The sequence below is a fragment of the Ascidiaceihabitans sp. genome, from assembly GCF_039986515.1.
In the GTDB taxonomy this organism is placed as follows: Bacteria; Pseudomonadota; Alphaproteobacteria; order Rhodobacterales; family Rhodobacteraceae; genus Ascidiaceihabitans.
Map to the genome: position 1 here is coordinate 538006 of NZ_JBDWQO010000015.1, position 13269 is coordinate 551274.

The 13269-nt window shown below is 53.9% G+C and carries 16 protein-coding genes; 8 read left to right on the forward strand and 8 right to left on the reverse strand.

The features are described 5' to 3' along the window. The first annotated feature begins 434 nt into the window (after nt 1-434). On the forward strand, nt 435-671 hold the full coding sequence (locus ABJL60_RS17195; protein WP_348285387.1) for a hypothetical protein: 237 nt from the start codon (nt 435-437) through the stop codon (nt 669-671). 165 nt (nt 672-836) lie between these two features. Here ABJL60_RS17195 and ABJL60_RS17200 read toward each other — a convergent pair whose 3' ends face one another. From ABJL60_RS17200 to ABJL60_RS17215, 4 genes are read right to left on the reverse strand one after another with little or no spacing between them, the layout of a single operon-like run. Further along, on the reverse strand, nt 837-1841 hold the full coding sequence (locus ABJL60_RS17200; protein ID WP_348375794.1) for an iron ABC transporter permease: 1005 nt from the start codon (nt 1839-1841) through the stop codon (nt 837-839). Between the two features lie 48 nt (nt 1842-1889). After that, nucleotides 1890-2825 (reverse strand): ABC transporter substrate-binding protein, encoded by a 936-nt coding sequence (locus ABJL60_RS17205; RefSeq protein WP_348375620.1) that lies wholly within the window; start codon nt 2823-2825, stop codon nt 1890-1892. A 16-nt stretch (nt 2826-2841) separates the two neighbouring features. Continuing rightward, nucleotides 2842-3690: an ABC transporter ATP-binding protein gene (locus ABJL60_RS17210; protein WP_348285385.1), complete on the reverse strand. Its 849-nt coding sequence runs from the start codon at nt 3688-3690 to the stop codon at nt 2842-2844. A gap of 52 nt (nt 3691-3742) precedes the next feature. Then, nucleotides 3743-4165: a DUF1636 domain-containing protein gene (locus ABJL60_RS17215; protein ID WP_348375618.1), complete on the reverse strand. Its 423-nt coding sequence runs from the start codon at nt 4163-4165 to the stop codon at nt 3743-3745. Between the two features lie 95 nt (nt 4166-4260). Here ABJL60_RS17215 and ABJL60_RS17220 point away from each other — a divergent pair, with 95 nt between their 5' ends. The 4 genes from ABJL60_RS17220 to ABJL60_RS17235 all read left to right on the forward strand — a co-directional run bounded on the left by ABJL60_RS17220 (nt 4261) and on the right by ABJL60_RS17235 (nt 6935). Further along, a complete protein-coding gene (locus tag ABJL60_RS17220) occupies nt 4261-4665 on the forward strand; it encodes a Fur family transcriptional regulator (protein WP_348375616.1) in 405 nt (134 codons plus the stop codon). Between the two features lie 11 nt (nt 4666-4676). Next, a complete protein-coding gene (locus ABJL60_RS17225; RefSeq protein ID WP_348285382.1) occupies nt 4677-5648 on the forward strand; it encodes a GTP-binding protein in 972 nt (323 codons plus the stop codon). A gap of 80 nt (nt 5649-5728) precedes the next feature. Beyond that, nucleotides 5729-6694 carry a WD40 repeat domain-containing protein gene (locus tag ABJL60_RS17230; RefSeq protein WP_348375614.1) on the forward strand — a complete coding sequence of 322 codons (966 nt, stop codon included), beginning with the start codon at nt 5729-5731 and terminating at the stop codon, nt 6692-6694. After that, nucleotides 6678-6935, forward strand: a complete 258-nt coding sequence (locus ABJL60_RS17235; RefSeq protein ID WP_348375612.1) for a hypothetical protein — start codon at nt 6678-6680, stop codon at nt 6933-6935. Before ABJL60_RS17230 ends, ABJL60_RS17235 begins: the two co-directional genes overlap by 17 nt. A gap of 346 nt (nt 6936-7281) precedes the next feature. Here ABJL60_RS17235 and ABJL60_RS17240 read toward each other — a convergent pair whose 3' ends face one another. From ABJL60_RS17240 to ABJL60_RS17250, 3 genes are read right to left on the reverse strand one after another with little or no spacing between them, the layout of a single operon-like run. After that, complete coding sequence (locus tag ABJL60_RS17240) at nt 7282-8193, reverse strand: NAD(P)-dependent oxidoreductase (protein ID WP_348285378.1); 912 nt, start codon at nt 8191-8193, stop codon at nt 7282-7284. 24 nt (nt 8194-8217) lie between these two features. Further along, nucleotides 8218-8769, reverse strand: coding sequence for an isochorismatase family protein (locus ABJL60_RS17245; RefSeq protein WP_348375610.1), 552 nt, complete (start codon nt 8767-8769; stop codon nt 8218-8220). Nucleotides 8770-8781: 12 nt separating this feature from the next. Beyond that, nucleotides 8782-9615 carry a hypothetical protein gene (locus ABJL60_RS17250; RefSeq protein ID WP_348431238.1) on the reverse strand — a complete coding sequence of 278 codons (834 nt, stop codon included), beginning with the start codon at nt 9613-9615 and terminating at the stop codon, nt 8782-8784. Nucleotides 9616-9767: 152 nt separating this feature from the next. Between ABJL60_RS17250 and ABJL60_RS17255 the strand changes: the two genes are divergently transcribed. Then, nucleotides 9768-10637, forward strand: a complete 870-nt coding sequence (locus ABJL60_RS17255) for a LysR family transcriptional regulator (protein WP_348285375.1) — start codon at nt 9768-9770, stop codon at nt 10635-10637. A 222-nt stretch (nt 10638-10859) separates the two neighbouring features. Here ABJL60_RS17255 and ABJL60_RS17260 read toward each other — a convergent pair whose 3' ends face one another. Then, nucleotides 10860-11330 carry an Lrp/AsnC family transcriptional regulator gene (locus tag ABJL60_RS17260; RefSeq protein ID WP_348285374.1) on the reverse strand — a complete coding sequence of 157 codons (471 nt, stop codon included), beginning with the start codon at nt 11328-11330 and terminating at the stop codon, nt 10860-10862. Between the two features lie 109 nt (nt 11331-11439). Here ABJL60_RS17260 and ABJL60_RS17265 point away from each other — a divergent pair, with 109 nt between their 5' ends. Both ABJL60_RS17265 and ABJL60_RS17270 read left to right on the forward strand, forming a co-directional pair. Next, complete coding sequence (locus ABJL60_RS17265; RefSeq protein WP_348375606.1) at nt 11440-12627, forward strand: diaminopropionate ammonia-lyase; 1188 nt, start codon at nt 11440-11442, stop codon at nt 12625-12627. 419 nt (nt 12628-13046) lie between these two features. Beyond that, nucleotides 13047-13269: hypothetical protein (locus ABJL60_RS17270; protein WP_348375604.1), on the forward strand; the 223-nt coding region annotated here is incomplete at its 3' end.

The window sequence follows — 13269 nt, forward strand, 5'->3', positions numbered from 1 at the left end:
TTCCGGATGACCCCGCTTAGGATAAGATCGAGGCACGACTGGCCACTCGACCCAAAGTCAAAGTGTCCAGCATCGTTCATCAAGGGCACAATGACGGAGTTGGTCCGTCTCAGGATGAGGACGTTGATCGCCTACAGTTCACCAACTTTTATGAACGCTGGATCGTGGACGTCGCGGGTCACAATCTGCCACAGGAAGCACCTGAGGCATTCGCTGCAGCTGTCCTCACGTTGCCGAATTTTGAATAGTAAGCTCGACCAGATGACGCCTCATCTGGCGGAACCCATGTCAGCGAAGAATGGTGGAGAGAGATCAAAACCCTGCCGCTGAGCTTGTGATAGGCAAAGGTATAATCGGCGCGTGTCGCGACACTTTCACTGTTGGTGAGTGTATAGTGGCCCATGTCCTTATACCCCAGACAACCAGCTTCGGGGATGGGCGAGGTCAAAGCGATGATCAGCCCGGACATTCACCAATACGGCTCGGCTGAACTCAACACGATCTTTGAAGAATATTACCGGCAATTCCCGCCCTATGAAGGCGCCGAGCTGCTCACCATGCTGGCACAGCGCACCCATTGCGCCCGCGCGTGTGCTAAGTGGGCCGCGTTCTACGCATCGAATAATCGGGCTATCTACAGTTTACAATGCGCTCGCCATTTTAACGAATAGCGGTGTGGTTCATCGCGTAAAGTCGCGCAAAGCCTATATCGTTTGCCAATGCGGGGGAACGCATCAGGCATTCGTTCTCTCAATTTGCGACGCCTGCGGAACGGTTGAAGAACGCGATGCTTCTCAGCTCCTAAAAAACCTCTCTGGCCTTTTCGCAATTGTGCTTCACAGGGAACGCCGCCCAAGGAGCCACACGAAAAACATACCGCCAACAATCCCAGTCACAATGCCGATTGGCATGTCTTCTGGTGCCATGACTGTGCGTGCGGCAATATCAGCCCAAAGCAGAAAGATTGCGCCGACCAATGCTGATGCGGGCAGAACACGGGTATAGTCGCCTCCAACAAGCATGCGCGCAATATGCGGGACCATGAGACCGACAAACCCAATAATACCCGAGAACGCGACCATCACCCCCGTAATGAGGGCTCCGACCACAAAAACGACCAGTCTAAACCGGGCAACAGCTATACCGAGCGTAGCGGCTGTTTCATCCCCAATTGTCATTGCGTTCAATTGGGTCGTCCGCAAGGTCAGCCACGCACCGCAAAGGATCAGGATCACGAGCGGATAGACCAGTTGATCCCATTGCGCGAGGCCAAGACCGCCGAGCATCCAGAAGACGACCGTGTGGGAGGCACGCGGATCGCCAAGAAATATCAACCCGTTTGCTGCAGCCATGATGATGAACGACACAGCGACGCCAGCAAGGACCAGCCTATCCGCGCTTGATGCGTCGGCGAGGCGCGAGACGCCAAGGACAATCAATGTCGCGGCGAGCGCCCCGAAGAATGCCAACAGCGGTACTGTCAAAGCCCCTAGAAACAAACCTGAATGTAGGAGAGCAAATATCGCACCAAACGCGCCCCCCGATGAGATGCCCAGAAGATGCGGATCGGCCAGCGGGTTGCGCGTGACAGCCTGAAGACTGGCCCCGACGATTGCGAGACCTGCGCCCACCATCATCGCCAAGATTGCGCGCGGAAAACGGATATTCCAGACGATTGCTTCGCGACCTTGGCTCCAAGTCTGTTCGATGAAACCTGGCGAAAGCTTGTTGGCCAAAACCCCCCAAACCGTGCCCGCAGGCACCGCAACGGCCCCCACGGATACAGCAATGGACAAAGACACAAGCAGCACCGCAAGGCCGCCAAACAAGAGAAAGGACATGCCTGCGCTTTTGGCCGGGGCTGATCGTGCTGTGGTGTCACTCATTGATCAATTTGCCCAGAATGCCTCGGCAAGGGTTTTGATCGCTTGAATATTGCGCGGGCCGGGCGTTGCCTCAACATATTCAAGCGTCACAAAACGATCATTCTTGATTGCGTCGATTTCAGCAAAGGCGGGGTTTGACATCATGAATTCGCGTTTTTGTTCTGCGGTGACCTCACCGTAATTGATGATCACGATTACTTCCGGGTTCTGTTCGACAACTTCTTCCCAGGTCACGGTGCCCCAGCTTTTCTCAAACCCGTCCATGACATTCGTGCCGCCTGCGGCTTCGATCATCGCGGTGGGCATGGCGTATAGCCCTGCAGTAAACGGCGCGTCCTCGCCGCTGTCATAAACAAATGCCCGCAAAGGTTCTCCTGCCTCCAAGCCGTCTTTGAATGTCGCCAGCTCCGCCTTATAGCCGTCGATCAACGCGGTTGCCCTTTCTTCAATGTCGAAGATCGCGCCAAGATTCGCCAAGTCGGCATACAAGTCCTCGATACTGGCCCGGCCTTTATCCATGATATGGGTGCAGCTTTCCGTCAGCTCGTAGACCTGAATACCGAAGGGTTCCAAGGTTTCTGGTGTGACCTCGCCCCCGACTTTCATTCCGTAGTTCCAGCCCGCAAAGAAAAAGTCAGCATCTGCACCAACGAGGACTTCTTTGGATGGGTAGCGTTCGGACAATTCGGGCAGTGCCGCGACACCCTCGCGCATTTCCGCGTCGAGCTTGTTCCACCCATTGATGCCTGTGTAGCCGACCATTCGGTCAGTCAGACCAAGCACAAGCATCATCTCGGTCAGGTTGACATCGTTCGAAATTGCACGCTCGGGCGGCGCGTCGAATGTCACTGTACGGTTACAGCTTTCAACACTGGTTTCGGCCGAGGCCAGCCCTGCGCTGAGGCCGAGCGAAAGAGCGCTGAGAATGATAGATCTCATGGTGTTGTCCTTAAATCTAAAGTTGGAATGTCAGGTGATTGGTGTCACTAGGCGCAAGACGTTCTTGCCTCGCTGTCACGTAGAAGGCTGTTGAAACATTTTCTTCGGTAAGAACGGAGTGTGGCGGTCCAAACCCCAATGGATACCCACCCTGCAGCATCAACACATCGTCGCATATCGATGCCGCCATATTCAGATCATGCAATGACGTCACAATCGTGAGTGGCAGGTCGCGGATCAGGGCCAGAACTTCGAGTTGATGTCGAATATCGAGGTGGTTTGTCGGCTCATCCAAGATGAGGAGACGCGGCTCCTGCGCTAAGGCGCGGGCGACCATCACGCGCTGTCGTTCGCCGCCCGATAGCGTCCCAAGTCGGCGGTGAGCAAAACGGCCCAGATCAAGGCGATCCAACGTATCCTGCACTATCGCGGCATCCTTTGCCCCCGACATACCACCAAAGCCTTTTCGATGTGGCGTGCGCCCCAGCGCCACGATCTCGCGTACATTCAAAGCAAAGTCAGTTGGTTGCTCTTGCAGGACGGCAGCAACGGATTGTGCTGCTTCGCGGGCCGACAGGGTCCAGATATCAGTTCCGTCTATTTCAACAGTTCCTTCGGACGGGGCATGGAAACGGTAGAGCAACCGCAAAAGCGTCGACTTTCCAGCCCCGTTTGGTCCCACAACGCCAAGAACCCGACCCGGCGTCAGCTCAAAACTAATGGGATGCAGCACGCGCTGATCGCTCTTTGGAATAGTCCAGCAAGCGTTTGCGACTTTCAGATGGGCTGCGGTCGCCATATTCACCGATGATTGAGGCGGATTATCGCGATCGAGCAGGGCGTGATCTAAAGGCAGGTCTTTCATGTCTTCATCCTCTTTGTCTGCCCCGGCTCATGGCGGCTCGCCCCAACGCAGGTCACTCTGCGGCGACCGGGTCGAGACGCGACACCAGCTGTGATGCACTGTGGATAGGCGGGAAACGTCCAAGAATGTTGGCCTGCAAAAGCTCTGGCCGATCCTTGCGCTCTAAAAAGCCTTCAGGGGCGTTGTTGTACCGCTCCACAAGTTCCAGCAACGCGTCTGTATGCGCGGTTTCGTCGGGAGTAAGATCGCCAAATACATACGTGAACCTGTCGTTTTGGCTGAGTGACACAATGCAAGGACGCTTGCATTGGCTCATGCATTTTACACCACGAAGTGTCACACCAGCTGCGTTGAGCGCGTCAATGCGCGCAAAGATTGCCTCAGCAAGGCGCGACCCGCCACGCGTGCCCGTTTCAGCCTCACGACCGTCCCGACACGTCATGCAGATCGACAAAACTGCGCGCTCGTCACTCATGTACCCACGTTTCTAGGATGTAATGTTGTAACATTGCATTAAGTAATCGCACCTGTTACATGACGTCAAGCGCAATAGATGCGAAGGGCAAGACAGTGCAGAAGCAGGCAAAGCGGGTCACTCATGCGGACCGTGTCTTACGTTATCTAAAAGGGCAGGATCGTCCTCTCTCGGCTTATGACATTTTAGAAGGTCTTCGTTCAGATGGGGTAACTGCCTCGACGACCGTCTATCGTGCGCTGGAGAAGTTGCTGGATGCAGGCCAGGTACACCGGATCGAGTCCCTTAACGCCTGGACGGTTTGTTGCGGCGGACATGATCACGATACCCCCGTCTTCGCGATATGCGATGATTGCGGCAACGTCTCCGAGCATGTCGTTTCTGAATTCACACAAAGCATTGCAAGCCTGTCAGAGCAGACTGGCTTTGCCCCCAACCATACAGTTCTTGAAATTCACGGCCGATGCAGCGATTGCAACACCGGCGTGTCAGCCCATTGAAAGGATAAGCAATGGACCAGATCGCAAAGGTACCCGTAACCGTATTGACTGGTTTTCTAGGAGCCGGAAAGACCACACTTCTCAACCGGATTCTGACGGAACGCCATGGCAAGAAATATGCTGTCATCGTTAATGAGTTTGGTGAAGAGGGCATAGACAACGACCTTGTGGTCGATGCCGATGAAGAAGTCTTCGAGATGAACAATGGCTGCATTTGTTGCACCGTTCGTGGCGACTTGATCCGGATTCTGAGCGGTCTGATGAAACGGGCCGATCAGCTGGATGCTATCATTGTAGAGACCACTGGCCTTGCCGACCCCGCTCCCGTTGCACAAACCTTTTTCGTTGATCAGGATGTCGCCAGCCGCACCAAACTTGATGCGATTGTGACCGTTGCGGATGCCGTGCATCTTGATGGTCAGCTTGGCGAACATCATGAAGCCGAAGAACAGGTCGCCTTTGCCGATGTCGTTCTGCTCAACAAAACAGATTTGGTCGATGCCGACGGGCTGGGACGGGTCGAGGCGCGCATTCGAAAAATCAATCCCTATGCGAAGATCATCCGCACTACGCATTGTACCGCTCCGCTTGACGAGGTTGTCGGGTTGAACGCGTTCAGCTTGGATCGGGTTCTGGAAGTTGAGCCAGATTTTCTGACGTCAGACCACGATCATGAGCATGATGATGACGTGACCAGTGTGTCTTTCACATCAGAAACACCTCTTGATCTGGACAAGTTTCAAACCTGGTTTGGGAAGCTTTTGCAAACACATGGCCAGGATATTCTGCGCTCAAAAGGTATTCTTGACTTCGCGGGAGAAGACGATCGCTACGTCTTTCAAGGTGTACATATGCTGATGAGTGGATCGGAAATGGGGCCTTGGCCCGAAAGCAAGCCACGCAACTCACGTGTTGTGTTCATCGGGCGCGATCTTGATAGCATGGGACTTAAGGAAGGATTTGAAGCGTGCAAAGCGGCGTAACGGCCGAGCTCCCACGCAAGGCCGGCCTCCCTCCGACCGCGCTTGAACAACGTGGCACGCGGTTCGCTTTTGGTGCTCCAGTGACAGGTGCCGTTAGTGTTGGCGATGCAGTTGTTGTCAGTTTTGGAGACGGCATGCTGCGAATTTTCCGCTCTGACAAGATGCCCAAAGAGCTTAAGCTGCATGAGGGCGTTGTCCTTTGCTTGGCGGCGGATGGCGACGGGCATGTTCTAACCGGCGGGGATGACGGTCAATTTCTGCGGACGTCCCTTGAAGGAGGCGTTGAAGAGCTGGCGCATTTTGGGACCCGCTGGGTGGATTGCGTTGCCGCGAGCCACGGCCATGTTGCCTGCTCGTCAGGGAAAGAGGCGCATGTCTGGACCTTCGGGCAAAGCAAGGTCACCGTCTTTGAACATGCTAGCACCGTTGGCGGACTTGCCTTTGACGATAAAGGTAAACGCCTTGCGGTCAGTTACTATGGCGGGGCGACCATTTGGGCACGCGAAAAGCGTTGGAAGTCTTCAAAGGTCTTCTGGAAAGGCTTCCACGGTGACACCTGCTTTAGCCCCGATGGCAAATATCTGGTGACATGCATGCAAGAAAACGCGCTTCATGCATGGCGTTTGCGGGACAAAGGGGATTTCGCAATGCCGGGCTATCCGGCAAAAATCAAAAGCTTGGCTTGGGTCGGCGAAACCCCGCACCTTGTCACCTCAGGCGCGGACGAAGCCATCGCCTGGCCGTTCGATGGCAAGGACGGACCTTTGGGTCGCAAGCCTGTTTGCGTGGCCTACAATGAAGATGAACTCGTCACTTGCGTGCATGCCCTGCCAGACCAAGACGCCGTCTTTGTTGGGTTCCGAGATGGTGCAGTGCAATTGGCAGAGCTTGATGAAACGAAACCGGCGATTGTCATATCTGGGTCTACCGGTTCGGAAGTCATCGAAATCATTATTGCTGGGCTCCATATCCTTGTTGGTGACGCTGCTGGAAATGTGCTTTGGGCACCTCTTTGGGAAGGAACCAGCTTTGCTCAACATGTTTAACAACGCCCAACCTGACCCCGATGCGATTGCCCGCGTCAAGACATTGTTCACCGAAGCGTTCCAACTGCCGGACGACACCATCTTGAGCCTTGCAGAACTGCGGTGCCATGAACCGGATTGCCCACCGATTGAGACTGTCATCACCGCACGCGCGCAAGGCGCAGACATGCGCGACTGGCGTATCGGAAAATCCATTGCAGAGATCACAAAAGCAGATATCGCGCTTCTCACTCGCGACTAGAAGAAGGAAGTCCCATCCGGACATATCTCGGGGCAATCGGCGCGTCGAAGCCACCTGATCCTTGCACATTTTCTGGTGGACGCAGTTTGTCGGAATGACCGCTTTTCTTGCCGCGCTGCCAAATAGAAAATCATTCACCTGCGGCATTTTCTACGCGGCAGCGCGCAGCGAAAAAATTGAATTCACACAATGGGCTCGTTCCTGCCCTTAGCTGCACTTGCGAGCAATTTCTAACCCATTGTTTTTCTTAGAAGTCGGCTTAGCAGGACGAAGCGCTCTTTCGCTGCATCTGCTCCAATGTCTGCTTAAGAGTCCTTGATAGAGCGACCAAAGGGTTCCTCGCTTACTACTTCTCCCAATGAGGTACCCAATCTCCTTCCATGCGCAGTGACACTCCCGCGGCATCTTCTTCCAGCTTGACCACATGCAGCTCGCCTTTGTCGCCGCCATAAGTTTGTCGCGCCTCCTCAAATTGCGCGCAGACCAGGCGTGTGGCTGGCGCTGCTGTCCCGGCATCATCACAGGCCTCGACAATGAGCCCCAGATCTTTTTGACACAGGTCCAACGTGAAGGATGGATCGTAGTGCCCGGCAAAGACTGAAGGGGCATCATGGTGCATGCACCAGCTTTCGCTGGCCCCTATTTTTAGGGCTTCCCATGCGCGGGACAATTCAACGCCGGACTTTACCGCCATGACCAAAGCTTCACCCATCGCTGTGGCGTGAATTGCCCAGAGCTGGTTGCTGGCCAGTTTGGTGATCGATCCAGCACCGCTTTGCCCCATGTAGTGCATCGGCCCCATCAGTTCCATGACGGGTCGGATGCGCTCAATGGTTCCTTCGTCGCCCCCAGCGAATTGGGGCATGTTGCCAGTGCGTGCGCCATCGACTGCCCCGGAAACAGGTGCATCGACCGCTTGCGCGCCTTTGGCAGCGATTTCGAGGCCAAGTTCCCGCGCAAGATTGGGCTGATTGGTCGTCATATCGACCCAGATTTGACCCTCTCTCATCGCCGAAAGAAGCCCGTTCTCACCGCGCACTACTTGTTCGATCTGCTTAGGGCCAAACACCATCGTGAAGACGATGTCGGCATCTTTGGCGGCCATGGCGGGCGTGTCAGCCCAAGTTGCTCCAAGTTCGAGATGTTGTTTGGCGCGGTCAGGGTCCAGATCACAAACGGCCAGCTGATGCCCGCCTTTGATCAAGTTCAGGGCCGCCGCCCCACCCATCGTGCCAAGTCCGATAAAGCCAATGCGCATGTGGTCGTCTCCTAAGGTTGGTAATTATGCAGTGGCTAGGATTTCATCGGTCGATTGAACTGCACCAAATTCGCCGTGAAGGTTTGCAAGCGTGACTGAGTGAATTTGCTCGGCGGAATGGGTCACCCCATCTGGCCCGGTTGCCTCATAGGCCCAAACAGCATCAGAGGCATAGACCATATCAAAACCAAGACTGCTGGCTGAACGTGCAGCCGATTCCGCGCAATGATTGGCGGTTGCACCACTGATGATCACCCGTTCAATTCCCGCACCTCGCAAATCCGACAGAAGTGTCGTTCCGCCAAACGCGCTGGAGACGTGCTTGATGATCACTTGCTCATCATTCTGAGGGGCTGCAAATGGCTGAACAGCAGCGCCTGGTGCGTCTGGATAAAACGGATCATTCGCATCAGTGCCATGGTGATGGACATGGATTATCTTGTCGCCGGAAGCGCGAAACTGTGACAGCAATCGTGCGATATTTTCGGAAGCTTCCGGGCATGATCGCACGGCACCGGCGGCATCTTCATGAGCGAGTGCCATTTGCACATCAATAACGAGAAGAGCAGTTTTCATTGTGATTTTCCTTTACCCTTGGGCCAATGCAACCTTGCGGTCTCTTAGAATCTTCTCGACGCGCTTACCATAGATGCGCACGTTGATGTCGTCGCTGATGACACGACCTTCCTGCTCGTCATAGGTCATAATCGCCGTAATTCTTGGAGTGGCGCCAAACACTTCGGTGACACCATGCAAGGAATATCCGCCCCGAAATAGCGTGAACGTTCCGGCACCTCTGTCAAACTTTTGCGCGTGCGACATGTCGCCAGCCAACAGTCGGTCGACCGCGTCACGATCCTCGGATTCGTCGGTGCGGGAATTAGGGAGGAACGCAAAATCACCGCCACTTTCAGCAGCTTTCAACAACAGCGTCACGGTGCATTCGGTCGTGTCATAATGCCATGCGTGCCAACTGCCAGGGTGGAGCGCGACAACATTTAACGCCTGAAATTCATCTGCACAGCGATGCAAGACCGGTTTTTTCTGCACACGGCGAACAAAATCCGTGAGGATATCGGACTGATAGAGCTGCTGGATCAGCGTGTCGGTCGGGATCTGATCGTCGGCCAACTGTGTCGCGACATGCGTATATTCGCGACGTCGCGGATCATCTTCGGGCAAGGATGGATCAATCGCACCTTGATAGATATTGCGCTTGATTGTCAGCACCTCGGCACCGGGCAACAGGTCGCTGGATTCTTCCTCAAGGGCGGCCAATGCATCCGCGTGGATGAAGCCATCTAGATTGCACCAACCATGCGCCTCCATGTGGTCCTGACACGTTTTGAGAAACTCCGCGCCTTCGCCTGTCTCCAGATCAGCAATTGGGTAGCGAGAAAGGTCGACAAGGTTCAGGGCCATGTCTGTATCTGTGCCGAGGTTGGTCTGTAGCATCTCGTTCTCCCTTGATACGGTGGCCTCTTATGAGGCGTTTCCCTTTGTTAAACCGACCTAAATCATAAGATAAACGAAACTATTTGCGTTCATGAACATAAATATTTTATCCAAGCTCCATGAAACAGAACCTCAACTTGAATTGGCTGCGCACCTTCGACGCAGCTGCCCGTCACCTTAGTTTCACGGCGGCAAGCCATGAACTGGGACTGACCCAAACGGCTGTTAGTCAGCACATCAAAGCATTAGAAACCAAGTTGGGGCAAAACCTGTTCATTCGCCGGGCCAGAAGCCTGCAGCTAACGGACATCGGTCAGGCCTATTTGGTTTCAGTGCGTGACGCCCTTGAACACATCGCGTTTTCAACAAGCGGGCTTTTTGGACCAGAGTTGGATAAAACCATCACTGTGCGCGCCTCAGCGGCGATGATCATATGGCTTTCCCCACAGCTTTCTAAATTTCAGAAGCAACACCCCAATATCGGGATCAAGCTGGTAACATCACTGTGGCAAAACGAGCTGGAAAAGCATCCCGTGGATGTCGAGATTTTGTTGGCTGCGCAGAACCAATCTGAACCACGTATGATCAAACTGTCGGACGAGCAGATCGTCCCCGTTTGCGGGATGCAAACATCAACGACTGTCCAAAGGCCCGCAGATCTGATGAAGCTTGACGCGATTCACGTCTTGGGTTTTGACGACCATTGGGCGCGTTATCTTTCCGCTAATGGCCTGCCAACTGACAAGATTTCCCAACGCATCGTTGTTGATACCTCGGTCGCGGCCTGTGAACTAGCAGCATCCGAGAATGGATGTGCCATTATGTTTGAGCGGTTTGCGCAACAAGCCATCGCGGCGGGTAGAACCGTCAAAATTGTCGGTGATCCGGTCGCAAACGGGCAGTCACATTACGTCGTCCAACGAAACTCCGCCTCAACCGAGAAACGCGCATCAACGGCATTTTGTGAATGGTTGGCAACTTGCTTTTGAGGATTGCTGAAACCACCAGGATGACTCTTAAGTCACATGGGAACAATTCGAGAAATGCCTTCAAGCGGCCATTCGTAGATCTCGCAGCATCGGTTGAACCGGGCTCATTCCTGCCCTTAGCTGCACTTGCGAGCAATTTTCAACCCATTTTTCTCTTCAAGGTCGGCTTAGCGGATTTTGCTACCGTTCACTAAAACCAACTCAATGTCCGCTTTGTTCTGGTCAGATGTCGATTTCTAAACTCACTTTGGTCCGGTCCATTGTGACAAAGGTTTTGAACTTCTTGATCGTCTCATTTGAAAAGAAAAGGCGCTGCGTCAGGGCTTCATATTCAGACATATCGTGCACCAGAATGATCAACACAAAGTCGGCTTCACCAGTGACATAATAGCATTGCTGCACTTCAGGGGCATCGACGAAGCTTTGTTTGACCAGTTCGATTGCCCCTCCCGTCTCAACGTTCAACTCGACTTGGACAACCACGGTTAAGGCGGGTCCAAAACGCGCGGGATCTAAAATGGCCGTTTGGGCGGCGATGACACCCGACGCCTCGAGCCGCTTAACCCGGCGTTGCACAGATGGCGCCGACAGATTGACCCGCTCCCCGATCACCCGTTGTGGCACGGTGTTGTCCTTTTGTAGAATGCGAAGGATCTCCAAGTCGAACGGATCAAGGGCTTCTGAACTTTTCACTTACGGTGCCTGCCAATCTTGCAAAAAAGTTGCATGTTTTGCCGTAATTTAGAGCACAAATACACTCTCAAGTGAACTAAAGCTTCATAAATCGATAGAAAGAGGTCCAATGTTCACACCATTCAAAACCGCTATCCTAGATCACCACGCAAGCACACCATTATTCGATGGCTCCGTGACGCAAACCCTAAACCGCGCAGATTTCGATGACGCGGAAAAGGAGATTTCGCACTGGGACGGTTATGCCGAGACGCCTTTGATTGATCTTTCTGGGCTAGCCGGAAGGCTGGGCATCGGTGATCTTCGCTACAAACACGAAGGCCCAAGGTTCAGACTTGGCAGCTTCAAGGCACTCGGTGGGGCTTACGCGGTTTTGCGAACTGTTCAGCGTGAGCTGTCCAAATCTATTGGCAAGCTGGCGGATCCCGTCGATATACGCAGCGGCCTTTATGCCGAGCAGACGAAAGCGATAACCGTAATTTCCGCCACCGATGGCAACCATGGCCGCTCTGTGGCTTGGGGTGCTGCACAGTTTCACACAAACTGTCGGATCTACATTCATGCGGAAGTCAGTGAGCACCGCGCCGATGTCATGCGAAACTTAGGTGCAGAGGTGATCCGCGTTGACGGTGATTATGACGCGACGGTTGCCCAAACCCGTGCCGATGCGGAAAAGCACGGATGGTTGATTGTCTCGGACACATCTTGGCCCGGCTATACGCAACCCCCGTTGGATGTGATGGCGGGCTATGGGGTTATGGCGCACGAGCTTGTACAAAGCTATACCACGCCTCCAACCCACGTCTTTCTGCAAGGCGGCGTTGGTGGATTGGCGGCTGCAGTTACGGCTGTCTTCCATCAAGAATGGGGACACGATGCGCCCCGTGTCGTGATTGTCGAGCCCGAGCTCGCACCCTGTTTGTTCGCAAGCGCTAGGGCGAATGAAGCGACAAGCGTGGAGATTTCCGAGGAAACCATCATGGCGGGCCTGTCGTGTGGCGAACCATCAGAATTGGCTTGGTCAGTTCTTGCGGATGCCGCCAGTGATTTTGTCACTATCCCTGAAAACATTGTCGGTCCGATGGTTCGGATATTGGCTAATGGTGCCTGCGGCGACGGTCCTTTGGAAGCTGGCGAAAGCGGTGTCGCTGGGCTTTGTGCTATTGTTGCGGTGGCCAACCAACCTGCTCTACAGCGGAATTTACGCCTGGACGCCAAATCACGCATCGTCGTCATTGGGTCCGACGGAATCACTGATCCGAATGTCTATGCCCAGATCATAGAAGGAGAAATTTGACTCCACTGAAACAGAAACTCATCACTGCGGCGATATCAGAAGGTCTGGATCGTACTTTTGAGCATTTTTTCCGAACGCCGACATTCGCGCAAAATGCAGCATCGGTCAGCCAAAGCAGCCGTTCAAGCGCTGTGCAGCTAAGGTCGGCTACGAGCCCAAAGCGTTTGATGCTGCAGAATGCTCGAATGGAAGCTCCCGTCAGTAAAGCGAACAGCCTTAAAATCAAAGCCTTTCAAACAGCTTGAAGCGCTTCTTTGCACTCCTTTCTCGCTGAGATGCATGGGGTACTTCCCAACCCCCTTTTCAACTGCATTGTGTGAAACTTGTAAATTTCTGTCGCGCCTGTGACTTTACCTTTGAAATGCCATACCCGCGATACCGTCGGCACACTTGCGCGATCTGTGCGTGACATTGCGTTGATGGATAACGTTCTTAGCGGCGAGCATGGAGGTGCAGAGGTTGTTGATCTCTCTCAGGTTACGCTGGGCGTTCCAAAAGATAGGTTTTTTGATGATCTTGAATCAGCAGTCGCGGCGGCAATCGAAAAACAACTGTCGGTTCTTGGCAAGGCCGGTGCCAAGCTGGTCGATGTCAGTTTTGAAGCCGTTTGGGAGCACAACGATGCCTTTGGTTTCCCAGTTG